This window comes from Micromonospora sp. NPDC048909, assembly GCF_040649635.1.
Lineage (GTDB): Bacteria > Actinomycetota > Actinomycetes > Mycobacteriales > Micromonosporaceae > Micromonospora.
Window position 1 is genome coordinate 189,508 of the sequence record NZ_JBEZFU010000006.1, and the last position, 23,886, is coordinate 213,393.

Sequence of the window (23,886 nt, forward strand, 5' to 3'; positions counted from 1 at the left end):
GTGAGGGTCGTGGCGGGAGACCGGCTGAGCGCCGGCGTGCTGACCGGTGCGACCGTGCTCGCCCTGGTCGTCGGGGGCTGGTGGTGGCGGGCCAACGTCCCGGTCACCGGCTCGTCGTCCGACGGGGCCAGCCCCCCGTCGCCGGACGCCGAGCGCTTCGTGTCCTCGGACTCCGACACCGGCGCGGTCTTCCACGTGGACCCGTCCACCGGCGCCGCCTTCCGGGTCGACCGGGCTCCCGACGGCGGCGACCCGAGCGAACCGCAGTCGCGTGGCGAGGACGCCGACGCCGACCTGCCCTGGTCGCCGAACACCTTCTGGCGGGAGCGGACGACCCTGAGCCCGGAGCGGGGCGTGACCCGGCAGTCCGCCGGTGAGGACGGCGTCCGCTACCTGCTGCAGGGTCGCTGCTCGGGGCCGGGCGAGCTGCTGCTCGTGATCACCGGTTCGCGCTCCGACGAACGTTCCCAACCGACCTGCGACGGCTCGTTGCAGGTGCAGGTGGTGACCGGGGCGGGCTCGCCCATCCGGATCTCCCTGACGACCGTGGACAGCGAACCGGTCCGGATCGAGGCGCAGCTCGTCGGGCTCGACTGACCGCAGCGCGGGCAACGGCGGCGAGCGCGGGCCGAGGGTCGACCGCCGGCTCAGGCGGCGAGCCGGGCCAGGTCGGCGCGGTAGGACCCGACCGGGCCGAGGTCGGGGTGCACCGAGACCACCAGGCCGGCGCGGTCCACCAGCACCGCGCCGAGGGCACCTGGCCGGGGTGGCAGGTGCAGGAACGAGCGCAGGCCGTCCGTGGGGTCGGCGAGCGCCCGTACCGCGGCTGCGCCCGCTGTCGGCGTGGCCGGTGCGGCCCCGAGGTGCGTGACGGTGACCACGGTGACCCCCGGTGGTGCGGCGGTGATGGCTTCGGCGATCCGCTCCGGGCAGGTGCAGGAGTCCACCAGGATGATCACCGCGGGCACCAGCCCGCGCAGCGGCACCGGTGACTGCCCGGCGTCGACCAGGTCCAGGGCGGGCAGCGGCCGGCCGATCAGCGCCGCCGGTGGGGCGTAGGGGCCCGGGCTCGGGCGGTCGGTGGTGCGCGTCGAGCGGGGCCAGTTGACGGCCACCAGCCCGGCGAGCGTGGTGAGGACCGCGACCAGCAGGACCAGCAGCGGCAGCCCGAGCGGCGGTCGCCCGGCTGCCCGGCGGGCGGCCCGGCGTAGTTCCCGGCGCACCTGCGCGGCCTCGGGGGCGAGCGCGGTGGCGTCGTCGGGGACGACCACCCGGCCCCACTCCGGTGGTAGGTCGGGCAACCCTTCGGGCGGCCCGTGGCCTTCAGCGTCCGGCATGCCCATCGGACCCCCTGAAACCGTCTCGGAGAGCGGACAGCGGCTCACCTTCCAGCCTCCCGCACCGGGGCCGGGTCCCGCTACACCTGGGCGCGAGAGCGGCCAGCGGGATACCATGGGAGGAGCGCGTAGCCCTTGATCTCGGCGTTCCGTTCACCCGTACCGGGATGTCATCCCTACGTTACGGAGCGTGTCCGAACCATTGGTTTGACTGCCTGTCAAGCCGAAGAAATACCTCTCACAGGGCCCCTGAGCTGCGCCAACGGTCAGGACAGCGGTGAGACATCGGTGCCTGAGCGTGTTACCCTAGACACAGCGAAAGGGGTTTCGAACCTATGGTTTTCAGTGTCGGCGAGACCGTTGTTTACCCCCACCACGGGGCCGCACTCATCGAGGCAATCGAGACTCGGGTCATCAAGGGCGAGCCTAAGCAATACCTCGTCCTGAGGGTCGCGCAGGGTGACCTGACGGTCCGGGTGCCGGCCGAGAACGCCGAGATCGTGGGTGTGCGCGAGGTGGTTGGCGAAGAGGGCCTGGGCAAGGTCTTCGACGTTCTCCGGGCTCCGCACACCGAGGAGCCGACCAACTGGTCGCGGCGTTACAAGGCGAATCTGGAGAAGCTGGCCTCCGGCAACCCGCTGAAGGTGGCCGAGGTCGTGCGTGACCTGTGGCGCCGGGAGCGGGAGCGGGGTCTTTCCGCGGGCGAGAAGCGCATGCTCGCCAAGGCCCGCGACATTCTCGTCGGCGAGGTCGCGCTGGCCGAGAAGAGCACCAAGGACGAGGCGGAGACGCTGCTCGACAAGGTTCTGACCGAGGCCTAGTCCGCACAGCATCGACGTACCCACTTCGTGGCGAACAAACCACCGAGGACCGCGACGTGACCGCGCAGCTCAATCCGCGCGGTGACGTCGCGGTCCTCGTTCCTGCGGCGGGTGCCGGCGTACGGCTCGGCCCGGGCCGGCCCAAGGCGCTGCGCCTGCTCGCCGGAGAGTCGCTGCTGGTGCACGCGGTGCGCCGGCTCGCCGCGGCCCGCTCCGTGCACACCATCGTGGTGGCGGCCCCGGCCGCCGAGGTCGACGCGGTCCGGGCACTGCTCGCTCCGGTGGCGCCGGTGACCGTGGTGCCCGGCGGAGCGGAGCGTCAGGCCTCGGTGGCCGCCGCGCTGGCCGCCGTGCCGTCGGGTCCGGAGATCATCCTGGTGCACGACGCGGCCCGGGCGCTCACCCCGCCCGAGCTGGTCGAGGCGGTGGCCGCCGCCGTCCGCGAGGGCCGGCACGCGGTGATCCCGGTGCTCCCGGTGGTCGACACGATCAAGGAGGTCGGCGCCGAGGAGGTCGTGCTCGGCACCGTGGACCGCTCCGCACTGCGGGCGGTACAGACCCCACAGGGCTTTCGCCGGTCGGTGCTGACCGCCGCCCACGCCGCAGCGGGCGACCCGCTCACCGACGACGCCGGCCTGGTGGAGAAGCAGGGCGTTCCGGTCTTCTGCGTGCCGGGCTCGGAGTACGCCCTCAAGATCACTCGACCGTTCGACCTGGCGCTGGCCGAGCATCTGCTGGCCGCGGCCGGCTGACGCCGTACCCTCTGATCATGATCGTTCCCCGGGTCGCCATCGGCACCGACGTGCACGCCTTCTCCGCCGGCCGGCCGTGCTGGGTGGCCGGCCTGCTCTGGCCCGATCAGGACGGCCTGGCCGGGCACTCCGATGCCGACGTGGCCGCCCACGCGGCCTGCAACGCGCTGCTCTCCGCGGCCGGCCTCGGCGACCTGGGTGCCAACTTCGGCGTCGACCAGCCCGAGTGGGCCGGCGCGTCCGGGGTCGCGCTGCTCACCGAGACCGCCCGCCGGGTCCGCGCCGCCGGACTGACGATCGGCAACGTCTCTGTGCAGGTGGTCGGCAACCGGCCGAAGATCGGGCCGCGCCGGGAGGAGGCCCAACGGGTGCTCTCGGCGGCCGTGGGTGCGCCGGTCACCGTCTCCGCCGCCACCACCGACGGGCTCGGCTTCACCGGGCGGGGCGAGGGGCTCGCCGGCATCGCGGTCGCTCTGGTCTACGACGCTCCGGCCGCCTAGGCTCGCCGCGATGTCCAGCGACGCCGCCCCCGACCAGTCCGCCGCCGACGGCTACCTCCAGCGCGCTCAGCTCCTCGCCGAACTCGGGCGCTACGACGAGGCCACCGCCGAGGTGTCGTACGCGGTCGCCCTCGAACCGGAGAACGCCGCCGCGCTCACCCTGCTGTCCCGGGTGCACCTGGCCGCCGACCGGCCGGCAGAGGCGCTCACCGCCGCCGACGCCGCGCTGGCCGCCGCGCCGGGCGCCGTGCCGCCCCTGGTCGTCCGGGGAATGGCCCTGGCCGACCTGGAGCGGTACGCGGAGTCCGCCCGGGCGGCCGACGAGATCCTGGCCCTCGGCCCCGATGACGCGTACGCCCAGTTGAGCGCGGCGGCCATCCTGGCCGGCTCGCGCAACGGCCAGCTGGCGCTCAACGCGGCCTGGCGCGGGGTCGAGCTGGCCCCCGAGGAGCCGCGGGCGCATCTGGTGCTCGGCATGGTCGCGGCCCGGCTGGAGCTGTTCGACCTCGCCGAGCGGGCCTACCGGGAGGCGCTGCGGCTCGATCCGCAGCTCGCCAAGGCCCGGCACGACATCGGCGTGATCCGGCTGGAGCAGCGGCGCTGGAGCGAGGCGCTGGAGCATCTGGCGGAGGCCGCCGCGATGAACCCGGGCCGGGTCGACTCGGGCCGGACCATCTCCGCCGGCCTGCGCCAGCTCATTGTCTACGGCGCCGGCTGGTCGATGATCACCGCCGTGCTGATCGCCTGCCTTGCCCCCGGCAGCGCCGGCCTGTCCCGCTTCGCCGCCGCGCTCGCGGCGCTCGGCGGGGCCGCGGTGGTGTGGCGCTTCGCCGCCCGGATGCCGGGGCTGTCCCGGACCATCCTGCCGGGCCTGCTCCGCTCCGACCGCGCCCTGGCCCTGGCCGTCTACGCGGCGGCCGCCGCACCGGTGCTGATCCTCGTCTACGCCCTGGTCGGCACCCCGTGGCCGCTGGTGCTCGCCATCGCCACCGCCGCCACCGCGGAACTCGTCGTCTGGCTGCGTACGCCGGTCTGAGCACGGTCGGCGGCGGTCTGCCGGCCCGGTCGGGGCAGGGCGACGGTGCTCAGGGGCGGCGCGCCCAGGTCCAGGCGTAGCCCGGGTCCTCGCAGGTGGCGGCGGCTTCGCAGAGGTCGAGCGGGCGGAAGGTGTCGACCATGACGGCCAACTCGTCGAAGTAGTCCACCCCGATCGAGCGTTCGGCGGCGCCCGGCTGCGGGCCGTGGGTGAAGCCGGACGGGTGCAGCGAGATCGAGCCCTGCTCGATGCCGGAGCCGCGCCGGGCCTCGTAGTTGCCGCCGGTGTAGAAGAGCATCTCGTCGGAGTCGACGTTGTGGTGGTTGTAGGGCACCGGGATCGCGTCGGGGTGGTAGTCGACCTTGCGCGGTACGAACGAGCAGATCACGAAGTTCGGACCCTGGAAGGTCTGGTGCACCGGCGGCGGCTGGTGGATCCGGCCGGTGATCGGCTCGAAGTCGTGGATGGAGAACGCCCACGGGTAGAGGTGCCCGTCCCAGCCGACCACGTCGAAGGGGTGGTGGGCGTAGACGTGCCGGGTCCACCCGCGCCGGTGCCGGACCAGCACCTCCACCTCCTCGCCGTCGACCAGCAGCGGCGCGTCCGGCCCACGGACGTCGCGCTCGCAGTACGGCGAGTGCTCCAGGAACTGCCCCCGCACCGAGAGGTAGCGCTTGGGCGGGCCGATGTGGCCGGCCGCCTCGATGGTCAGCAGCCGGACCGGCTGGTCGCCGGTGGGCACCAGCCGGTGGATGGTCGACGTCGGGATGATGACGTAGTCGCCGGCCACCGCGTCGAGCACGCCGAACGTCGACTCGACCCGCAGCATGCCCGACTCGATGTAGAGGCAGTGGTCGCCGGTGGCGTCGCGGAAGAGCGGTGACGGCCGGTCGGCCAGCACGTACGCGATCCGGACGTCGTCGTTGGCCAACAGGTACTGCCGGCCGAGCACCGGATCGGCGCCGGCCGAGTCGAGTTTGTGGGTGCGCAGGTGCCGGGGCTTCAGCGGCAGGTTCGGCGCCCGGGTCCAGGTCGGCGGCGCGAACTCCTCGGCCGCCAGGATCGCGGTCGGGGCGTACCGGTGGTAGAGCAGGGACGAGTCGGAGGAGAAGCCCTCCTGGCCCATCAGCTCCTCGGCGTAGAGGCTGCCGTCGGGCTGGCGGAACTGGGTGTGGCGCTTGCGCGGCAGCTCGCCGACGCTGCGGTAGTACGGCATCTCGCCTCCCGATAGGTCCCGTTGCCCGGCCGGCCCGGCCGCCGTCCGGCCGCTCCCGAGGGCGTCCGATAATCGGACGCGGCTGTCCGTTCCTTGCCAGCGTCGCGTACATTCTTGTTCCGTGTCAACGCAGGTGCCCGCGCTCCTCGACGGCCTCGTGGACGACGCCGCCGTCTTCCCACCCGGCAGCGCCGCGCTGCCCGACGCCGTCGCCGCCCACCGGCGGCACCGCACGGCCTGGTACGCCGACCTGGTCGGCCCGCTCCTGGTCCCCGCCTCGGCTGTCGCCGCCGGCGAGCTGAACGGTCTCGTCGATCCGACTGAGGGCTTCGTGGTCGGGATCGTCGGTGACACCGGCATCGAGAGCCTGCCCCTCGCGCTGTCGTTCCTCGCGCCGCACGGCGTGACGGCCCGTCAGGTGGAGGTGGCGGTCGCCAGGCGAGGCGAGGATCCGCTCCCCGGGATCAGCAGCCTGCTGCGTCTGCTGGGCAGGCTGGCGGGCGTCGACGCCGTCTACGCCGAGGTGCCGCTCGCCTTCGGGCTGATGGGGGCGCTGGACGCGCTCGCCGCGGCCCGCGCCGACGGTCTGCCGGTCGCGGCGAAGTTCCGCACCGGTGGGCTCGCCGCGGAGCTCTTCCCGACCCCGAGCGAGCTGGCCGCGGTGATCTGCGCCTGCCGCGACCGCGACCTGCCGTTCAAGCTGACCGCCGGGCTGCACCACGCGGTCCGGCACCTCGACCCGGAGACCGGGTTCACCCACCACGGGTTCGCCAACGTGCTGGCCGCCACGCTCGCCGCCGCCGAGGGCGCGGGCGTGCCGGCCGTCGCCGAGCTTCTCACCGCGGCCGACCCGCGCCCGCTGGTGCAACGCGTCGAGGGCCGGCTGGACGCCCCACGCCCGCTGTGGATCGGCTTCGGCTCGTGCAGCATTGAGGAACCACTGACCGATCTGACCCAGCTGCGGCTGGTGAACGGGGGCGAGGACGCATGACCTGGGTGACGGGTGCTGAGGGCTCGCCGTACGGGGTGGTCAACCTGCCGTACGGGGTCTTCGCGCAGGACGGGCGCGAGCCTCGGATCGGCGTACGGATCGGGGACTTCGTGCTCGACCTGGCCGGCGCCGAAGCGGCCGACCTGGTGCTGGCCGGCGGCGCCCTGTGCTCGCCCACCCTGAACGACTTCCTGGCGCTCGGGCGTCCGCAGTGGACCGCCGTGCGGCAACGGGTGACCGAACTGCTCACCGACCCGGCGCACCGGACGGCGGTGGAGCCGTTGCTGGTGCCGCTGGACGAGGTGCGGATGCAGCTGCCCTTCGAGGTGGCCGACTACGTCGACTTCTACTCCTCGGAGCATCACGCGGGCAATGTGGGGCAGATCTTCCGGCCGGGGCAGCCGCCGTTGCTGCCGAACTGGAAGCACCTGCCGATCGGCTACCACGGTCGGGCCGGCACGGTGGTGGTCTCGGGTACCCCGGTCATCCGCCCGAGCGGCCAGCGGGCCGGCGCGGCCGGTCCCGTCTACGGCCCGTCGGTCCGGCTGGACATCGAGGCCGAGGTCGGCTTCGTGGTCGGCGTACCCAGCCCGCTCGGCACCCGGGTCGGCGCCGAGGACTTCGCCGACCACGTCTTCGGCGTGGTGCTGGTGAACGACTGGTCCGCCCGGGACATCCAGGCGTGGGAGTACCAGCCGCTCGGCCCGTTCCTCGGCAAGTCCTTCGCCACCTCGGTCTCCGCGTGGGTGACCCCGCTGGACGCCCTCGCCGACGCGTTCGTGCCGGCGCCGGAGCAGGACCCGCCGGTCGCCGACTACCTGCGCGACGTGCCGCACCTCGGGCTGGACCTCCGCCTGGCGGTGCAGTGGAACGGGGAGCGGGTCAGCGAGCCGCCGTTCGGCACCATGTACTGGACGCCGGCCCAGCAGTTGGCCCACCTGACCGTCAACGGCGCGTCCCTGCGCGCCGGCGACCTCTACGCCTCCGGGACCGTCTCCGGCCCCGAGCGCGGGCAGGTCGGCTCGTTCCTGGAGCTGACCTGGGGTGGCGCCGAACCGGTGAAGCTCGGCACGGGGGAGACCCGGACCTTCCTCGAGGACGGCGACACGGTCACCATCACCGCGACCGCACCGGGCCCGGACGGCACCACCATCGCCCTCGGCGAGGTCACCGGCACCATCCGTCCGGCCCGCTGAACCGGGGAGTCGACCAGGCCGCAGAGTCGGGAGCCCGACACTGTTGGGGCGCCCCGGCCTGCGACCCGCCGGGCAGCTCCGGATGTCCGATCGTGATCATCTGTTGATCGCACCAACTGTGCGATCAAGGCCGTACCCTCCCGCGTTGATCGCTCCGGATTCCGTCGCCCCGTCGCGCCGGTCCGGGCCGGTCCGCCGGTCGCGACCGGTCGGGACGGGGCGTGTCACCGCACAGGGAGGTAGTCACGATGCACGATCTGGCCGGTGCCGTCTGGCGCACCAGCAGCCGCTCCAACGACCAGGGACTCTGCGTGGAGGTGGCGGACAATCTGGTCGACATCCTCGGCGTCGTCGGAGTACGCGACTCCAAGGACCAGGCCGGCCCCACACTCGCGGTCAGCCCGCCGGGGTGGACAGCCTTCGTCGACGCGATCCGGGGCGGTCAGTTCGACCGCTGACCGCTCGGACCCGCCGAGGCCGCCGGGCGTACCGACCGGGATCTCCCACCGGTGGATATTCCGCCCGGCGGTCCCCGAACCACGCTCACCCGGCGTACCGTCGACGCCACGGGAGGTGGCATGTCGACGGTGGCGGTTACCCGGCTGATCGAGGCGCACGCCATCGATGTCTGGCGTCTCCTGACCGACCTGCCCGGCCGGGCCGGGCGAAACCTCGCCGGCCCGGTCGAGCTGCTCACCCCCGGCGCGTTCGGGCCGGGCACGGTCTGGCGCGAGCCGCGGTCCCAGCCTGACGGCAGCATCCTGGTCGAGGAGTTCTGCGTGGTCGAGGCGGTGCCGCCCCGGCTGCTGGTGCTCATCTCGTCCGGGGCCGGTGTCGACTACCAGATCACCTGGACGATGCGTGCCGCGCAGCGGCGGCGCAAGGGTTGCACCTCGGTGACCGTCACCCACGAGGCCGTGCCGACCGCGCCGTACGGCCGGGTGGTCGCGCTGCTCCTCGGCGGGCTCGCCGCCCGGGCGGTGGAGCACGCGCTCCGGCGCGACCTCGCCGACCTCGCCGTCGCCGCCGAGCGGCCGGCCGGAGCCGTCGAGGCCGCCTGAGCGTCCGCCCGCGGCCCCGGCAGCTGCCCGCCCGGTCGGCTGCGCGCCGTCGAGGCCTCGACACCTGACCGGGCTCGGTCAGCTTCCGCTGGGTAGGGTGCCGGGCGGAGGTGCGCATGGGGTTCCCGAACGGCCGGCGACGCGTCGTGCTCGCGGTCGCGGTGCTGCTCGTCACCGCCGCGATCGCGGCGACGGTGTACCGGGTGCTCGCCCCAGCCGAGGTCAGCACGGTCGCCCGGGCCGGGTACCCGGCAGCCGCCCAGCCCGCCGTCGGCGTGATCGGCCGGCTGCCCGCGGCCCCGCTGATCGTGGACGGGCGGCTGCGGGTGTACGCCGCGCACCGCCAGGTCTACGCCGACCGGCCGGTCGACGGGCGGTACCGGACCAGCCCGTACTGGTCGTACCGGCGCTGGCCGGCCGAGCTGGTCGGGGTGGTGGCCAGTGGCACCACCGTGGTGAGCCGCTGGTCGGACGGGCGGCTGGTGGCGTTGGACGCGCGGACCGGCGAGGTGGCCTGGCGGGCCGACGGCCCGGTGCCCGAGCGGAAGCCGGAGACCCGGCGTACCAGGGCGGCCATCGTGTGGGATCCGCCCGGGCTCTACCTCACCCGCGCCGCCGACGGCCGGGAGGTGCTGGTGGCGACCGGTGCCGGAAATGCGCGCGGCGTCGAGCTGGCGAGCGGGCGCGAACTCTGGCGGACCGGGGTGGCGACGGGCTGCCGTAGCGACGTCGGCAGCACGCCGACCGGGCAGTTGGTGAGCGTGGACGGCTGTGCCGGAGCGGCCGTCGTCGAATTCCGGGACGCGGCCACCGGCGCGGTGGCCAGCCGGTGGCGGCCGCCGGGCGCGGGCGACGAGCTGGTGGTCACGCCGGTGGGCTGCCGAGCCGGGCGCTCCGGCTGCTCCGCGCTGCGTACGGCCGGTCCGGGGGACGCGGCGGGCCGGGGTTGGCTGGTCGGCAGTGGGCCGCCGGTGGCCGCGCCCGCGCTCGACGGGCTCGACACTCAGCTCGTCGGCGAGCAGGCGGTCGGGATCGTCGAGGGGGTGCTGGTCGGTCGGTCCGTCCGGACCGGAGCCGAGCTGTGGCGTCGCCCCGATCTCGGGCCGGGTCGGGTGATCGCGGTCCAGCCGGGCCGGGTGCACCTGCTCACCGATGCCCGGGACCTGGTCACGCTCGACCCCGCGACCGGGGCCGAGCGGTCCCGGTTCACGTTGACGGTCGGGCAGGACGGCACCGGCTACACGCCGGGGGCGGCGTACGCCGCGGACGGCTACGTGGCCGTCGAGCGCCTGCGAGAGCCGGTCGACCCGGATGCGGACGACCAAGCCTTCTTCCTCACCTCCGAGCCGCTGGTGCTGGCGGCGACCTGAACCGGCAACACGCTCTCTTGCCCGCTGGACAAATCGGACATTAGTTATTTATAGTCACACCCGTGCGACTCGTGGCAGCCCTGGTGGGCGTGATCGTCATTCTGCTCAGCCCCGCGCCGGCCGAGGCCGCGCCGGCGCTCCGGACGTACCAGGTGGCCCTGGCCGCCTGATCTGGTCCGGTCCGCGCATCGGGGAAGGCGGACCGGACCGGATTCGGCGTCAGGCCAGAGCGGCCTCGGCGGCGGCGAGGAAGGCGTCGTTCTCGGCCGGGGTGCCGATGGTGACCCGGACCCCGTCACCGGCGAACGGCCGGACGATCACACCGCGCGCCTCGCACGCCTTCGCGAACGGCACCGCGCGGTCGCCGAGCGGCAGCCACACGAAGTTGGCCTGGCTGGTCGGCACGTCCGGAACGAACTTGCGCAGCGCCTCGGTGACCCGGTCCCGCTCGGCGACGATGAGGGCGCACCGGCGCTGCACCTCGGCGGCCTGGGTGAGCGCGGCGAGCGCGCCGGCCTGGGCGGCCAGGCTCGCCGAGAACGGGGTGACCACCTTGCGGACCGCCGCCGCCACCTCGGGCTGGGCCACCAGGAAACCGATCCGCAGCCCGGCCAGGCCCCAGGCCTTGGAGAGGGTACGCAGCACCGCCACGTTCGGGCGGTCGAGGTAGGTCAGCCCGTCCGGCACGTCCGGGTCGGTGACGAACTCCCGGTACGCCTCGTCGATCACCACGAGCACGTCGTCGGGGACGGCGTCCAGGAAGCGGTCCAGCTCCGCCCGGCGGACGGCGGTGCCTGTCGGGTTGTTCGGGTTGCAGACCAGGACCATCCGGGTCCGGTCGGTCACCGCCGCCGCCATGGCCGCGAGATCGTGACCGTGGTCGGCGTCGTTGGGCACCCGCACGCTGGTCGCACCGCTGGTCGCCGCGATGATCGGGTACGCCTCGAACGAGCGCCACGCGTAGAGCACCTCGTCGCCGGGGAGGCAGGTGGCCCGCACCAGGTGCTCGGCGAGCGCCACCGATCCGCAGCCGGTGGCGATCCGGTCGGCGTCCACCCCGTACTTCTCGGCGAGCGCGTCGCGGAGGGCGACCACCCCCATGTCCGGGTAGCGGTGCGCCCCGGCGGCGGCCTCGGCGACGGCCTCCACCACACCGGGCAGCGGGCCGTACGGGACCTCGTTGCTGGCCAGCTTGATCGCTTCCGGCAGGCCCAGCTCGCGGGCCAGATCGGCTGGGCTGCGACCGGGCACGTAACTGGGCAGCGCGTCCAGGTCGGCGCGGGTCAGTCGCGGCCCCGGCTGGTGACGTCCGGCGTCGGTCATGGGGTGTCTCCCGAGGGGTCGGTGCGGTCGTCCGGGGTGGTGGAACCGGTGCTGCGGGGAACCTGCACGACCACGGTCCGCGCCCGCTTGTCGTGCAGCGCCTGGCGCAGCGGGTGGTCGAAGAGCGGGGAGAGCGCGTCGATCAGCTGGAGCAGCAGGCCGAGGCCGCAGCAGTACCAGAGCAGGGTGGGCACGCCGCCCAGGGTGTTCCAGCGGCGCAGCGCCGGGCCGAAGCCGAGCGGCTGGTCGGCGGCGAGCGGCACCGCCTTGATCCGCATCACCCGCTTGCCGAAGGTCTGGCCGGACGAGGCCATGGCGGGCACCTCGTAGGCCAGCCAGAGCCCGGCGGCGATCACCAGGATCACCACCTGGAGGAGGCCGGCCTGCTCACCGGGCTGCGGCAGCCCGTCGGTGGAGGAGTTGCCGGCCAGCGCGCGGCGGAAGATCTCCCGCCAGTACGGCGCCAGCTCCTGGTAGAGCCGCCAGACGAACCAGCCGTTCACCACGACGTTCAGCGCGAGGAGGATGGCGAAGTCGATCAGGCGGGCGACCAGCCGGCTGCCGTACCCGGCCAGCGGCAGCCCGTGCGGCCGCGGCTCGGGCTGCCGTCCGGGCCAGCCCGGCGGCGCCCAGCCGGGCGGCGGCCCACCTTGCTGGCCGTAGCCGGGACCGCCTGGCTGGCCGTAGCCGGGCGCGCCTGGCTGGCCGTAGCCGGGACCGCCCGGTTGGCCGTAGCCGGGACCGCCCGGTTGGCCGTAGCCCGGGCCACCCGGCTGGCCGTAGCCCGGTGGGGCCGGCCAACCCGGAGCGGGCTCGGCGGCGGGCGGCGGGTAGCCCGGGCCGGTGGCTGCGGGCGGCGCCGAACCCGGCGACTGGCCGGGCGCGACCGGCTGTGCGGCCGGCACGGGCGGCGGCTCGACCGGCGGCGGACCGTCCGGCGGGGTGGCGTCGACGGGGATGGGCGCGCCGAGCCAGCCCTCGCCGTCCCAGTATCGCCGGGTCTCAGGATCGGCGGGATCGACGTACCAGCCGGGTTGCACACTCACGCAGACACCTTAACGACGACCGTGCCGGCGAACCTGTCATGGAGGCACTGCTGCCAGGGCTTGTCCCAGAGCTGCCACAACCCGTCCAGGTAGCTGAAGCCGGGCACGAGCGAGGCGGCCAGGTACTGCACGAGCCACCGCCGGCCGGCCATGCGCCGGTTGAGGGTCAGGCTCGGGTCGAGCGGCACCACCCGGATCCGCATCGCCTTCTTGCCGAGCGTCTGGCCGCCGCGCTTGAGGTATTCGACGTGGTAGAGCCAGTAGAACCCGAGCATCACGACCAGCAGCCCGAGCTCCGCCAGCAGCAGCGGGACCATGACATCGGTCATGATCGTGCCTGGGTCGGGCTCCACGAGCGTGCCGTCCGGGTTGGTCCGGGTCATCTCGGTGAACATGTTCCACCAGATCACCAGAAAGACCGGCATGAACAGCAGCATCGCCACCCCGGCCGTGATCGCGGTGTCCAGCAGCCAGGCCAGCAGCCGGTCGGCGAAGCTGGCCAGCGGCTGCCCCGCCGGGGTCAGCGTCGGAGGCGGCGCGGGATGGGGCGGCGGCCCGGCATACGGGTGGTGCGGCGGCGGGTGCCCGGGCGGGCCGTACTGCGGCGGGACCGCGTACGGCTGGGGGGCCGGGCCGGCAGGGGGCGCGAAGCCGCCGGCGGTGGGTGGGGGCCCACCGGCCGGCGGCATCGGGTACGACGGGGGTTGCGTCACGCTGGCAAGTGTTACAGGTTGCCGCGGGCTTCCTGCTCCCGCTCGATGGCCTCGAAGAGCGCCTTGAAGTTGCCCTTGCCGAAGCCGAGCGAGCCGTGCCGCTCGATCAGCTCGAAGAAGACCGTCGGGCGGTCCTGCACCGGCTTGGTGAAGATCTGCAGCAGGTAGCCGTCCTCGTCCCGGTCGACCAGGATCTTGCGGGCCTTCAGCTCCTCGATCGGCACCCGCACCTGGCCGATCCGGGCGCGCAGCTCGGGGTCGTCGTAGTACGAGTCGGGGGTGTCCAGGAACTCGACGCCGGCGGCCCGCATCGCGTCGACGCTGGCCAGGATGTCGTTGGTGGCCACCGCGATGTGCTGGGCGCCCGGGCCCTGGTAGAACTCCAGGTACTCGTCGATCTGCGACTTCTTGCGGGCGATCGCCGGCTCGTTGAGCGGGAACTTCACCTTGCGGGTGCCGTTGGCGACCACCTTGCTCATCAGCGCCGAGTAGTCGGTGGCGATGTCGTCGCCGACGAACTCGGCCATGTTGGTGAAGCCCATGACCCGCTTGTAGAACTCCACCCACTCGTCCATCCGGCCGAGCTCGACGTTGCCGACCACGTGGTCGACCGCCTGGAAGAAGCGCTTCGGCTGGATGCCGGCGTCGATCATCGGCTGCCGGTCCACGATCGGGCCGCGGGCGACGAAGCCGGGCAGGAACGGGCCGGTGTAGCGGGACCGGTCGACGAGGGTGTGCCGGGTGTCCCCGTACGCGGCGATGGCGGCCATCCGGACGGTGCCGTGCTCGTCGCTGACGTCGTGCGGCTCGACCAGGCCGGTCGCACCCTGCGCGGTGGCGTGCGCGTACGCGGCGTCGACGTCCGGCACCTCCAGCGCGATGTCGCTGACGCCGTCGCTGTGCCGGGCGACGTGCTCGGCGCCGTCGGCGTCCGGGCGGACCGCGCCGGTCAGCACGAACCGGGCGGAACCGCTGGTCAGCACGTACTGGGCGTGGTCGCGGTAGCCCTGCTCCGGCCCGCGGTACGCCACGCACGTCATGCCGAACGCGGTGGAGTAGTAGTGCGCCGACTGCTTCGCGTTGCCGACCAGGAAGTGCACGTGGTCGAGGCCCTTGACCGGGAACGGGTCGCGGGTGATGTCGTGGTCGACGGCGCCGACGAGCTGGTCGGCGTCGACCTCCTCGGTCGACTGCGGTCGGTCGATAGCCTGGGTCATCGCGGCCTCCCTCGCGTACCGGCCGGCCTCGTGGGCCGCCGTGATGGTTATGTGGCGAGGATCGCCGGGCCGGGGTCAGGTGGGCAACTGTCCGGGTAATCGCTGGTCAGGTTGCACATTCGGTATGGTGGTAACCCGTGAATGGTGTGCAGGATGCACAGCTCGACGAGCTGGACGCGCGGTTGATCGAACTGCTCGCCGAGGAGCCCCGGATCGGTGTGCTGGAGTGCTCGCGCCGCCTCGGCGTGGCCCGGGGCACCGTCCAGGCGCGGCTGGACAAGCTGGTCGACCGGGGGGTGGTACGCGGCTTCGGGCCGGACATCTCACCGGCGGCGATCGGGTTCGGGGTGACCAGCTTCGTGACCCTGGAGATCAGCCAGCGGCACGGGCACGACCCGGTCACCGCCCACCTGGCCGCCATCCCGGAGGTGCTGGAGGCGCACACCATCACCGGGTCCAGCGACCTGCTCTGCCGGATCGTGGCCCGGTCGAACACCGACCTGCAGCGGGTGATCGACCAGATCGTCTCCTCCGCGGGGATCACCCGCGCCTCGACGATCATCGCGCTGGCCGAGCAGATTCCCTACCGCACCCTTCCGCTGGTCCGGTCCGCCGTCCGCCGGTGACGGCCGGTCCCCGATAACACCTCTTCGCGCAGAAAGCGCGGCGACACGACGGCGCGGGTGCCCGACGCGTCGTTGATCGTGGCTACCGTGTGCGTGTGGCGAAGGGGAGCGGCCTTGAGAACGCGTAGCGTGTTGCTGCTCGCGTTGATCGCGGTCATCGTCCTCGCGGCGACCGGGGTCTGGAACCCCTTCCCGGCCGTGTGGGACTGGGTGGACCGAAGCGAGCCCATCTCCGAGCCGGACGTGGTCTGGCAGCAGCGTATCGGCGGCACCCCGAAGAGCGTCACCTTCGCCGGCGACGCCGTCGTGGTCGAGCAGCGCACCCGCGTCGAGGCGCGCGCTCTGGCCACCGGCGACCAGCTCTGGGAGCGCAAGGCGGACTGGGCGGCGGTCGCCGGCGCCGACCGCAACTCGGTCGTCGTCGTGGGCAAGCTGCTGGTCAAGGGGTACGAGGTGCTCGACCCGACGACCGGGGTGACCCGGCGGCGGGACGACGACGCGGTGGCCGTCTGGACGTACCGCAACATGCTGTTCGACGCCCGCTGCACCGAGCCGACCGACTGCACCCTGAGCGCCTGGGACGCGCGCGGCACCGCGCCACTGTGGACGGCCTTCCTGCCCGGTGTCGGCAGCGGCCTCTTCGCCGACAATCCGGGGCTGCGCGGCACCCGCCGGCTCACCGCTCCCCGGATCGAGGACGGCGTCGCCGGCCCGGAGGCGGTGCCGCCGCTGCTCGGCTTCCCGGTCGACGGCCGGGTGCACGTGGTGGACACCGCCACCGGCGCGGTGCTGCAGAACGTCGAGCCCGGCCGCGAGGAGCGGCTCTCCGTGGTCGGCGGTCGGCTGCTGCGGATCAGCGCCCGCTCCCAGGACGGCAGCTGCTACTTCGCGATCTCCGGCCGGGATCCCGCGACCGGGCAGGAGGTCTGGCAGCGGTCCGGGATCAACCTGCGTACGGCCGACAACGCCGGCTGCCCGCAGCGGGAGGACCCGCAGGGCGCGCGGAACGTGCTGATCGGCGTCGCGCCGGACGCCCGGGAGGCGGTGCTCGACGGCTACGACGGGCGGCTGCTCTGGGTCGGCGACCAGGGGCAGAAGCTGATCGCGGTCGACGACCGGTACGCGCTGGTCCGCGCGGGCGACCAGCGGTCGGTGGCGGCCCGCGGGCTGGGCACCGACCGGGTGCTCTGGACCCGACCGGCCGGTGGCAAGGCGGGCGCGGCGCTCACTCCCTACGCGGCGGTGATCGCCGACGAGAAGCCGTCCCGGCTGGTCGCCCTCGACCCGCGCAACGGTCGGGAGCTGGCCGTGCTGCGCACCTCCGCGAACGCGCTGGCCGTCGGCCCCACCGGCATGATCATCGGCGAGGGGCGGGAGATCGGGTACGTCCGCTTCGGTGGCGCCGCGGTCACCCCCGCCCCACCCGGCAGCGGCGGTGTCCCGGGCCCGGGCGGCACGAACCCGCCGCCCGGCGACGACAGCACCTGCGGGCCGAAGCGGGAACTCTGCCCCGATCCGGCCGGCGGCAAGGACGGCTGACCGGGTCACGGCGTTCCGCGCCGGGGCGGGAGGGCCCGGCCGGGGCGGGTCGCGATGCGCGCGCACCTGGGCCGCATGAGAGCGGCGTCCCAGCGGGCACCCGGCGGGTGGGAATGATCGACCGGTCTGCCCTAGGCTTTCCGCTCATGAGCAGTGCCGCCGCCTTCTCGTACGCCCCCCTGCTGCCGACCGGCCCCGACCAGACGGAGTACCGCCTGGTCACCGACGAGGGCGTCGACGTCGTACACGGTCCGGGGGGTCGTCGGTTCCTCACCGTGGAACCGGCCGCGCTCACCGCGCTGACCGCCGAGGCGATGCATGACATCGCGCACTACCTGCGCCCCGCGCATCTGGCCCAGCTGCGGTCGATCATCGACGACCCGATGGCCTCGCCGAACGACCGCTTCGTCGCGCTCGACCTGCTGCGTAACGCCAACATCGCCGCCGGCGGGGTGCTGCCGATGTGCCAGGACACCGGCACCGCGATCGTGATGGGCAAGCGCGGCCGGCACGTGCTGACCGACGGCGCCGACGCGGAGGCCATCTCCCGGGGCGTCTGGCAGGCGTACACCCGGCTGAACCTGCGGTACTCGCAGCTCGCCCCACTGACCATGTGGGAGGAGCGGAACACCGGCAGCAACCTGCCCGCCCAGGTGGAGATCTACGCCGAGGACCCGGACGGCCACCCGGACGCGTACAAGTTCCTCTTCATGGCCAAGGGCGGGGGCTCGGCCAACAAGTCGTACCTCTACCAGGAGACCAAGGCGCTGCTGAACCCGACGCGGATGATGCAGTTCCTCGAGGAGAAGCTGCGGCTGATCGGCACGGCCGCGTGCCCGCCGTACCACCTGGCCATCGTCATCGGCGGCACCTCCGCCGAGTACGCGCTGAAGACCGCCAAGTACGCCAGCGCCAAGGACCTCGACGCGCTGCCCACCTCCGGTTCGATGACCGCGCACGGCTTCCGGGACGTGGAGCTGGAGGCCGAGGTGCTGGAGCTGACCCGCAACTTCGGCATCGGCGCGCAGTTCGGTGGCCGCTACTTCTGCCACGACGTCCGGGTGGTCCGGCTGCCCCGGCATGGCGCGTCCTGCCCGGTGGCGATCGCCGTCTCCTGCTCGGCCGACCGGCAGGCGGTCGCCAAGATCACCCCGTCGGGCGTCTGGCTGGAGCGACTCGAGACCGACCCGGCGCGCTTCCTGCCCGACGTCACCGACGAGACGCTCGACGCCGAGACGGTCGTCAAGGTCGACCTGAACCGGCCGATGGACGAGATCCGCGCCGAGCTGTCCAAGTACCCGGTGAAGACCCGACTCTCGCTGACCGGCCCGCTGGTGGTGGCCCGGGACATCGCCCACGCCAAGATCGCCGAGCGGCTGGACGCGGGCGAGCCGATGCCGCAGTACCTGCGCGACCACGCCGTCTACTACGCCGGCCCGGCCAAGACCCCCGAGGGCTACGCCTCCGGCTCGTTCGGCCCGACCACGGCGGGGCGGATGGACGCGTACGTGGAGAAGTTCCAGGCCGCGGGCGGCTCCCAGGTGATGCTCGCCAAGGGGAACCGCTCCGCCCAGGTGACCCGCTCCTGCCAGCAGCACGGCGGCTTCTACCTCGGCTCGATCGGCGGCCCGGCGGCCCGGCTCGCGCAGGACTGCATCCGCCACGTCGAGGTGCTCGAATACGCCGAGCTGGGCATGGAGGCGGTCTGGAAGATCGAGGTGGAGGACTTCCCGGCCTTCATCGTGGTCGACGACAAGGGCAACGACTTCTTCGCCGAGGTCACCAAGCCAGTGCTGACGGTCGGCCGCCGCTGACCGCCGGAACGAGGTGGCGCTCAACTTTGTGGATGAGACGAAGGAACGTGGTCTGCAACTCGCTGCGGCTTCCATAGAGTCCGACGACCTCGCAGGGTTCCGGCGGGTCGTCAGCGGGCTGACCTTGCCTGGACAGCGCAGCGTTCACTTTTGCAAGGAACGCGACGAGCGAAGGCGCTTGATTCTCACGGCGCTCAGGCGGCTCGATGTGGCCGTCACCATCTACGACGCCACCGCGTTCCGTTGTCACAAAAAGGCGCGGGACGCATGTCTACGGAGTCTCGTGGCGGGTGCCGGCAAAGCCGAGCGTTTGGTGTTGGAACTGGATGAATCCCGCCTGAAGGCCGACCGTGAGCTGCTCAACCTGGAACTTCGGCAAACAGGCCTGGCCGCGCAGTTACGGTACGACCACCTGCGTGCCCACGATGATTGCCTCCTCGCGATCCCGGACGCCGTTGCATGGTCCTGGGCGAAGGGCGGGCAGTGGCGGGCGATGGTGAGCCCGTTGGTGCGGAACGTCCAGCGTGTCTGAGCCTGGAAGCGCGAAACCCGGCCCACCCACCGTCCGGAAGGCTGCCGGGTTCACTTCCAAAGAGCTAATGCTCCTGGCGAGGTAATAATACCCCTTCTCGGCCGGTTGGGCGCCACCGTCGACGTCGGTGCGCCCGCCGCCTCTGGGCTCAGGCGGGCGCACCGCCCCCGTCGGACGCCAGCGCACTGGCGCCCCGCAAGGAGTCTGGCCTCAGTGGCTGCCGAACCGCTCTCACATCGCTATCACCGGCCGAGGACCAACTGTCACCGTCGGGCTACCCTGCTGAGAAGTTGCACCTGTAGTGCGGGGAGAGTTAATGCGGTTCGGGATCCTGGGGCCCCTGCGGGTCGGCGGTGGCGAGGCCACCGTCACCGCGGGCCGCGACCGGACCGTGCTCGCCATGCTGCTGCTGCGCTCCGGTCGGATCGTGCCGGTGGAGGAGCTGGTCGACGCGGTCTGGGAGGAGCGACCGCCGGCCACCGCCCGCGCCCAGTTGCAGACCTGCGTGTCCCGCCTGCGCCGCCGCTTCGTCCAGCTCGACGTGCCGCCGGAGACCATCGTCACCGACCCGGTGGGCTACGCGGCCCGGATCGGGCCGGACGAGTTGGACGCCGACGTCTTCGCCCGCGGCGTCGACGTCGCCCGGGCGGCGCTCGCCGCCGGTCAGCTCGCCGAGGCCCGCCGGCTCTTTCGCGAAGCGTTGGCCCTCTGGCGTGGCCCGGCGCTCAGCGGGATTCCGAGCCGGAGCGTGCGGCGCCGGGCGCAGGCCCTCGACGAACACCGGCTCGCCGCGCTGGAGGAGTGCGTCGACATCGAGCTGCGCCTCGGGCACGCGGCCGAGCTGCTCGACGAGCTGACCGAGAGCGTCGACCGGCACCCGCTGCGCGAACGGCTGCGCGCCCAGTTGATGCTCGCCCTCGCCGCGGTCGGCCGACAGGCCGAGGCCCTCGCCGTCTACCGCGACGGCCGGCGGCTCTACGCCGACGAGCTGGGCATCGAGCCCGGCGCCGCGCTGCAGGAGCTGCACCAGCGGGTACTCGCCGGTGACCTGGCCCGGTCCGCACCGGACCGGCTGCCGGCCGCCCCGGTCCGCTGCCTGCCCCGGGCGATCAGCGACTTCACCGGTCGGCAGGAGACGCTGGCCCGGCTGGTGAAGGAGATCGACGAGGACCACACGTCGGTCCAGCTCATCGACGGCATGGCGGGCAGCGGCAAGACCACCCTGGCGATCCACCTCGCCACCGCGCTCGTCGAGCGCTACCCCGACGCGCACCTCTTCATCGACCTGCACGGGCACAGCGAGCGTGAACCGGTGTCCCCGGCAGCGGCGCTCGCCGCGCTGCTGCGCCAGCTCGGCGTGCCCGGTGAGCGGATCCCCGTCGACGAGGACGAGCGGGCCGCACTGTGGCGCAGCGAGCTCGCCGATCGGCGGGCCGTGGTGGTGCTGGACAACGCGGCGAGCGCCGGCCAGGTGGCGCCGCTGCTGCCCAGCGGCCGGGGCACCCTGACACTGATCACCAGCCGACGGCGGCTGACCGGGCTGGACGAGGGGCGGCCGTCGTCGCTCGCGGTGCTCGACCCGGACGAGGGGCTGGAGCTGCTGGCGAAGGTGGTCGGCGTCGAACGGGTGGCCGCCGAGCCGGAGGCCGCCGCCGAGGTGGTCCGCCGGTGCGGATACCTGCCGCTGGCGATCCGGCTCGCCGGGGCCCGGCTGGCGCACCGGCCCCGCTGGCGCATCGCCGACCTCGCCGCGCGGCTCGCCGGCGGGCGGGACGCCCTCACCGAGCTGGTGGCCGGCGAGCGCTCGGTCGGCCGGGCCTTCGCCCTGTCGTACGCGCAGGTGACCCCGGCCGCGCAGCGGATGTTCCGACTGCTCGGGCTGCACCCCGGGCCGCGGTTCGACAACCGGGCGGCGGCCGCGCTGGCCGACGTGTCGCTCGCCGAGGCGCAGGATCTGCTCGACGAACTGGTCGACGCGCATCTGGCGGAGGAGACCGAGCCGGGACGGTTCCGATTCCACGACCTCGTCCGTGACCACGCCCAGCAGCTGGTCGCCGATCCGGCGGTCACCGCCGAGCGGTCGGCCGCGGTGGAGCGGATGCTCAACGTCCACCTGCACCTGGTCACGGCGGCAGCGCGTCAGCTCAACCGGTCGACGACGACCGCGCCGTTTCCGGTACCCCCGCCGCTGCGGGCGGACCTGATCGAGACGGGCGCCTCGCCGGGCATCGAGTGGCTCGACGAGCACCGCTTCAGCATCGCCGCCATGGTCCGGCTCGCCGAGCAGGAGGGCCGGGCGGCCTACTGCTGGCAGCTCGCCTACGCCGGGTGGAGCTACTGGTACTCGCACGGCCATCTGGATGAGCTGATCGAGATCCACTCGACCGGGCTGCGGGCCGCGGAGCGGCTGGGCGACGAGGCCGCGATCGCGACGATGCACAACTACCTCGCGTCGGGCTATCACCGCCAGGCCCGCTACGGCGACGCGGTGGCGTCCATGGAGATCGCCGTCCGGCTGCGGGAGCGGCTGGGCGACCGGGTGGGTCTGGCCGGCGCCCACAAGAACCTGGCGGCACTCCGATCCCTCATCGGCAACGCCACGGTTGCCCTGCGGCACCTGGACGAGGCGCTGGCCATCCTTCGCCGGGAGGGGCACGAGGCGGGCGTCGTCGCGGTCTTCACCAACCAGGCATCCATCCTGCTGACCGCCGGCCGGCCGGCCGAGGCGCTCGCCGTGGCCCACCGGCAACTGCTGCTGTCCCGCACCCACGGCACGCTCTACGACACGGTGAACGCGATGGGGCACGTGGCGATCGCCCGGACCCGGCTCGGGCACGGCGAGCCGGCCGTCCGCCGGTTGACGGTCGCGCTCGCGATGAAGCGTCGGCTCGGCAACTGGTACGGCGTCGGCGAACTGCTCAACGAGATCGGCGCCCTGGAGCGGGCGGGCGGCCACCCGGAGGTGGCGCTGGATCGGCACCGGGAGGCGCTGGTCGCGATGATCGAGGCGGGCGACCGGGGCGGGCAGTGCGCGTCGCGGAACCTGCTGGCGCGGGCGCTGCTCGCGGCGGGGGATCCCGGTAGCGCGCTGGACCTGCATCGACGGGTGCTGGCGGACGCCACCCGGCTGGATGTCCGGCACGAGCAGGCGCGGGCGCTGGACGGGATCGCCCGCTGTCTGCGGGCGTCGGACCCGGTCGCCGCGCGGGCTCACTGGACCCGCGCGCTGGCGCTGTTCCGGCAGGTTGAGGCGCCGGATCGGGACGAGGTCGAGCGACTCCTGGCCGAGCTGGACTGACCCGGGCGTGCGCGCGATCACCTGCACGTCGGCGGACGGCGCGGCAGGATGGTACGCGTGACGACTCCAGAGGCGACCGGCTACCGGATCGAACGCGACTCGATGGGTGAGGTGGAGGTGCCGGCCGACGCGCTGTGGCGGGCGCAGACGCAGCGCGCGGTGCAGAACTTCCCGATCTCCGGGCGGGGGATCGAGCCGGCCCAGATCCGGGCGCTGGCCCAGATCAAGGGTGCGGCGGCCGAGGTCAACGGTGAGCTGGGCGTGATCGACGCGAACGTGGCGGCGTCGATCGTCGCCGCCGCCGCGCACGTGGCCGACGGCGGCTACGACGACCAGTTCCCGATCGATGTGTTCCAGACCGGCTCGGGCACCTCGTCCAACATGAACACCAACGAGGTGATCGCCACTCTGGCCGGCAGGGAGCTGGGCCGCGACGTGCACCCAAACGACGACGTGAACGCCTCGCAGTCCAGCAACGACGTCTTCCCGTCCTCGATCCACCTGGCCGCCACCCAGGCCGTCGCGCACGATCTGCTGCCGGCGCTGACCCACCTGGCCGAGGCGCTGGAGAGCAAGTCGGCCGAGTTCGAGACCGTGGTGAAGGCCGGCCGTACCCACCTCATGGACGCCACCCCGGTGACCCTCGGCCAGGAGTTCGGCGGCTACGCCGCGCAGGTCCGCTACGGGATCGAGCGGTTGGAGGGGGCGCTGCCCCGGCTGGCCGAGCTGCCGTTGGGCGGCACTGCGGTGGGCACCGGCATCAACACCCCGCTCGGCTTCGCCGCCGCGGTCATCGAGAAGCTGCGCGAGTCGACCGGGCTGCCGCTGACCGAGGCGCGTAACCACTTCGAGGCGCAGGGCGCGCGGGACGCGCTGGTGGAGACCTCCGGGCAGCTACGCACCATCGCCGTCGGGCTCTACAAGATCGCGAATGACATCCGCTGGATGGGCTCCGGCCCCCGGGCCGGTCTGCGGGAGCTGCGCATCCCCGACCTCCAGCCCGGCTCGTCGATCATGCCGGGCAAGGTCAACCCGGTGGTCGCCGAGGCGATGCGGCAGGTCTGCGCCCAGGTCATCGGCAACGACGCCACGGTCGCCTTCGCCGGCTCCCAGGGTGACTTCGAGCTCAACGTCATGCTGCCGGTGATGGGCCGCAACCTGCTGGAGTCGATCCGGCTGCTCTCCGCGTCCAGCCGGCTCTTCGCCGACCGGCTGGTGGTCGGCCTGGTCGCGGACGCCGAGGTCTGTCTGGCGTACGCCGAGGGCTCGCCGTCGATCGTCACCCCGCTCAACCGCTACGTGGGGTACGACGAGGCCGCGTCGATCGCCAAGGAGGCGCTGGCCAAGCAGACCTCGATCCGCGAGGTGGTGATCGCCCGGGGGCACCTGGACAGCGGCAAGCTCTCCGAGACCCAGCTCGACGAGGCGCTCGACCTGCTCCGGATGACCCACCCCTGAGCCGGCGGGCGCTCAGCCGTGCGGGCCGTCCTCCGGCCAG

22 protein-coding genes are annotated in these 23,886 nt (G+C 73.3%); 16 read left to right on the forward strand and 6 right to left on the reverse strand.

What is annotated here, in order from left to right:
* Nucleotides 1–597 (forward strand): hypothetical protein, encoded by a 597-nt coding sequence (locus tag AB0C04_RS18475; protein WP_357055749.1) that lies wholly within the window; start codon nt 1–3, stop codon nt 595–597.
* Nucleotides 598–647: 50 nt separating this feature from the next.
* Here the strand turns inward: AB0C04_RS18475 and AB0C04_RS18480 are convergent, their stop codons facing one another.
* Nucleotides 648–1,343, reverse strand: a complete 696-nt coding sequence (locus tag AB0C04_RS18480) for a hypothetical protein (protein ID WP_357055752.1) — start codon at nt 1,341–1,343, stop codon at nt 648–650.
* A 329-nt stretch (nt 1,344–1,672) separates the two neighbouring features.
* Here AB0C04_RS18480 and AB0C04_RS18485 point away from each other — a divergent pair, with 329 nt between their 5' ends.
* The 4 genes from AB0C04_RS18485 to AB0C04_RS18500 are packed head-to-tail and all read left to right on the forward strand — an operon-like array spanning nt 1,673 to nt 4,446.
* A complete protein-coding gene (locus tag AB0C04_RS18485; protein ID WP_007073334.1) occupies nt 1,673–2,158 on the forward strand; it encodes a CarD family transcriptional regulator in 486 nt (161 codons plus the stop codon).
* A 56-nt stretch (nt 2,159–2,214) separates the two neighbouring features.
* Nucleotides 2,215–2,910, forward strand: a complete 696-nt coding sequence (gene ispD, locus AB0C04_RS18490) for a 2-C-methyl-D-erythritol 4-phosphate cytidylyltransferase (protein WP_357055755.1) — start codon at nt 2,215–2,217, stop codon at nt 2,908–2,910.
* Between the two features lie 14 nt (nt 2,911–2,924).
* Nucleotides 2,925–3,410: a 2-C-methyl-D-erythritol 2,4-cyclodiphosphate synthase gene (gene ispF, locus AB0C04_RS18495; RefSeq protein ID WP_357056535.1), complete on the forward strand. Its 486-nt coding sequence runs from the start codon at nt 2,925–2,927 to the stop codon at nt 3,408–3,410.
* Nucleotides 3,411–3,420: 10 nt separating this feature from the next.
* Nucleotides 3,421–4,446 (forward strand): tetratricopeptide repeat protein, encoded by a 1,026-nt coding sequence (locus AB0C04_RS18500; protein WP_357055758.1) that lies wholly within the window; start codon nt 3,421–3,423, stop codon nt 4,444–4,446.
* 49 nt (nt 4,447–4,495) lie between these two features.
* Here AB0C04_RS18500 and AB0C04_RS18505 read toward each other — a convergent pair whose 3' ends face one another.
* Nucleotides 4,496–5,662 carry a homogentisate 1,2-dioxygenase domain-containing protein gene (locus AB0C04_RS18505; protein WP_357055761.1) on the reverse strand — a complete coding sequence of 389 codons (1,167 nt, stop codon included), beginning with the start codon at nt 5,660–5,662 and terminating at the stop codon, nt 4,496–4,498.
* A gap of 121 nt (nt 5,663–5,783) precedes the next feature.
* Here AB0C04_RS18505 and AB0C04_RS18510 point away from each other — a divergent pair, with 121 nt between their 5' ends.
* The 5 genes from AB0C04_RS18510 (at nt 5,784) to AB0C04_RS18530 (ending at nt 10,280) form a co-directional block, all read left to right on the forward strand.
* Nucleotides 5,784–6,653 (forward strand): hypothetical protein, encoded by an 870-nt coding sequence (locus AB0C04_RS18510; RefSeq protein WP_357055764.1) that lies wholly within the window; start codon nt 5,784–5,786, stop codon nt 6,651–6,653.
* Nucleotides 6,650–7,849 carry a fumarylacetoacetase gene (gene fahA, locus AB0C04_RS18515; RefSeq protein ID WP_357055767.1) on the forward strand — a complete coding sequence of 400 codons (1,200 nt, stop codon included), beginning with the start codon at nt 6,650–6,652 and terminating at the stop codon, nt 7,847–7,849. Before AB0C04_RS18510 ends, fahA begins: the two co-directional genes overlap by 4 nt.
* Before the next feature lie 248 nt (nt 7,850–8,097).
* On the forward strand, nt 8,098–8,307 hold the full coding sequence (locus tag AB0C04_RS18520) for a DUF397 domain-containing protein (RefSeq protein ID WP_357055770.1): 210 nt from the start codon (nt 8,098–8,100) through the stop codon (nt 8,305–8,307).
* A 120-nt stretch (nt 8,308–8,427) separates the two neighbouring features.
* On the forward strand, nt 8,428–8,910 hold the full coding sequence (locus AB0C04_RS18525) for an SRPBCC family protein (RefSeq protein ID WP_357055773.1): 483 nt from the start codon (nt 8,428–8,430) through the stop codon (nt 8,908–8,910).
* A 116-nt stretch (nt 8,911–9,026) separates the two neighbouring features.
* Complete coding sequence (locus tag AB0C04_RS18530; protein ID WP_357055776.1) at nt 9,027–10,280, forward strand: PQQ-binding-like beta-propeller repeat protein; 1,254 nt, start codon at nt 9,027–9,029, stop codon at nt 10,278–10,280.
* A 219-nt stretch (nt 10,281–10,499) separates the two neighbouring features.
* Here the strand turns inward: AB0C04_RS18530 and hisC are convergent, their stop codons facing one another.
* From hisC to hppD, 4 genes are read right to left on the reverse strand one after another with little or no spacing between them, the layout of a single operon-like run.
* Complete coding sequence (hisC, locus tag AB0C04_RS18535; protein WP_357055779.1) at nt 10,500–11,603, reverse strand: histidinol-phosphate transaminase; 1,104 nt, start codon at nt 11,601–11,603, stop codon at nt 10,500–10,502.
* Nucleotides 11,600–12,649 carry an RDD family protein gene (locus AB0C04_RS18540; protein ID WP_357055782.1) on the reverse strand — a complete coding sequence of 350 codons (1,050 nt, stop codon included), beginning with the start codon at nt 12,647–12,649 and terminating at the stop codon, nt 11,600–11,602. The genes hisC and AB0C04_RS18540 overlap by 4 nt, the downstream gene beginning before the upstream one ends.
* Nucleotides 12,646–13,362: an RDD family protein gene (locus AB0C04_RS18545; protein ID WP_357055785.1), complete on the reverse strand. Its 717-nt coding sequence runs from the start codon at nt 13,360–13,362 to the stop codon at nt 12,646–12,648. Before AB0C04_RS18545 ends, AB0C04_RS18540 begins: the two co-directional genes overlap by 4 nt.
* An 11-nt stretch (nt 13,363–13,373) precedes the next feature.
* Complete coding sequence (gene hppD, locus AB0C04_RS18550; RefSeq protein ID WP_357055788.1) at nt 13,374–14,579, reverse strand: 4-hydroxyphenylpyruvate dioxygenase; 1,206 nt, start codon at nt 14,577–14,579, stop codon at nt 13,374–13,376.
* A 137-nt stretch (nt 14,580–14,716) separates the two neighbouring features.
* On the opposite strand from hppD, the gene AB0C04_RS18555 reads away from it, so the two are divergent.
* The 6 genes from AB0C04_RS18555 (at nt 14,717) to AB0C04_RS18580 (ending at nt 23,846) form a co-directional block, all read left to right on the forward strand.
* Nucleotides 14,717–15,205, forward strand: a complete 489-nt coding sequence (locus AB0C04_RS18555; RefSeq protein WP_350873486.1) for an Lrp/AsnC family transcriptional regulator — start codon at nt 14,717–14,719, stop codon at nt 15,203–15,205.
* Nucleotides 15,206–15,337: 132 nt separating this feature from the next.
* Nucleotides 15,338–16,744: a PQQ-binding-like beta-propeller repeat protein gene (locus AB0C04_RS18560; RefSeq protein ID WP_357056538.1), complete on the forward strand. Its 1,407-nt coding sequence runs from the start codon at nt 15,338–15,340 to the stop codon at nt 16,742–16,744.
* A 146-nt stretch (nt 16,745–16,890) separates the two neighbouring features.
* Nucleotides 16,891–18,558, forward strand: a complete 1,668-nt coding sequence (locus AB0C04_RS18565) for a fumarate hydratase (RefSeq protein ID WP_357055792.1) — start codon at nt 16,891–16,893, stop codon at nt 18,556–18,558.
* A 28-nt stretch (nt 18,559–18,586) separates the two neighbouring features.
* Nucleotides 18,587–19,090 (forward strand): hypothetical protein, encoded by a 504-nt coding sequence (locus tag AB0C04_RS18570; RefSeq protein ID WP_357055795.1) that lies wholly within the window; start codon nt 18,587–18,589, stop codon nt 19,088–19,090.
* Between the two features lie 316 nt (nt 19,091–19,406).
* Nucleotides 19,407–22,388 carry a BTAD domain-containing putative transcriptional regulator gene (locus AB0C04_RS18575; RefSeq protein ID WP_357055798.1) on the forward strand — a complete coding sequence of 994 codons (2,982 nt, stop codon included), beginning with the start codon at nt 19,407–19,409 and terminating at the stop codon, nt 22,386–22,388.
* Between the two features lie 48 nt (nt 22,389–22,436).
* Nucleotides 22,437–23,846: a class II fumarate hydratase gene (locus tag AB0C04_RS18580; protein WP_357055801.1), complete on the forward strand. Its 1,410-nt coding sequence runs from the start codon at nt 22,437–22,439 to the stop codon at nt 23,844–23,846.
* Nucleotides 23,847–23,886 lie beyond the last annotated feature (40 nt).

Excerpts from the sequence above, each read along its gene's own strand:
- AB0C04_RS18480 (WP_357055752.1), bottom strand. The coding sequence starts at position 1,343 with ATGGGCATGCCGGACGCTGAAGGCCACGGGCCGCCCGAAGGGTTGCCC.
- AB0C04_RS18485 (WP_007073334.1), top strand. The coding sequence starts at position 1,673 with ATGGTTTTCAGTGTCGGCGAGACCGTTGTTTACCCCCACCACGGGGCC.
- AB0C04_RS18500 (WP_357055758.1), top strand. The coding sequence starts at position 3,421 with ATGTCCAGCGACGCCGCCCCCGACCAGTCCGCCGCCGACGGCTACCTC.
- AB0C04_RS18505 (WP_357055761.1), bottom strand. The coding sequence starts at position 5,662 with ATGCCGTACTACCGCAGCGTCGGCGAGCTGCCGCGCAAGCGCCACACC.
- fahA (WP_357055767.1), top strand. The coding sequence starts at position 6,650 with ATGACCTGGGTGACGGGTGCTGAGGGCTCGCCGTACGGGGTGGTCAAC.
- AB0C04_RS18520 (WP_357055770.1), top strand. The coding sequence starts at position 8,098 with ATGCACGATCTGGCCGGTGCCGTCTGGCGCACCAGCAGCCGCTCCAAC.
- AB0C04_RS18525 (WP_357055773.1), top strand. The coding sequence starts at position 8,428 with ATGTCGACGGTGGCGGTTACCCGGCTGATCGAGGCGCACGCCATCGAT.
- AB0C04_RS18530 (WP_357055776.1), top strand. The coding sequence starts at position 9,027 with ATGGGGTTCCCGAACGGCCGGCGACGCGTCGTGCTCGCGGTCGCGGTG.
- hisC (WP_357055779.1), bottom strand. The coding sequence starts at position 11,603 with ATGACCGACGCCGGACGTCACCAGCCGGGGCCGCGACTGACCCGCGCC.
- hppD (WP_357055788.1), bottom strand. The coding sequence starts at position 14,579 with ATGACCCAGGCTATCGACCGACCGCAGTCGACCGAGGAGGTCGACGCC.
- AB0C04_RS18565 (WP_357055792.1), top strand. The coding sequence starts at position 16,891 with ATGAGCAGTGCCGCCGCCTTCTCGTACGCCCCCCTGCTGCCGACCGGC.
- AB0C04_RS18575 (WP_357055798.1), top strand. The coding sequence starts at position 19,407 with ATGCGGTTCGGGATCCTGGGGCCCCTGCGGGTCGGCGGTGGCGAGGCC.
- AB0C04_RS18580 (WP_357055801.1), top strand. The coding sequence starts at position 22,437 with ATGGTACGCGTGACGACTCCAGAGGCGACCGGCTACCGGATCGAACGC.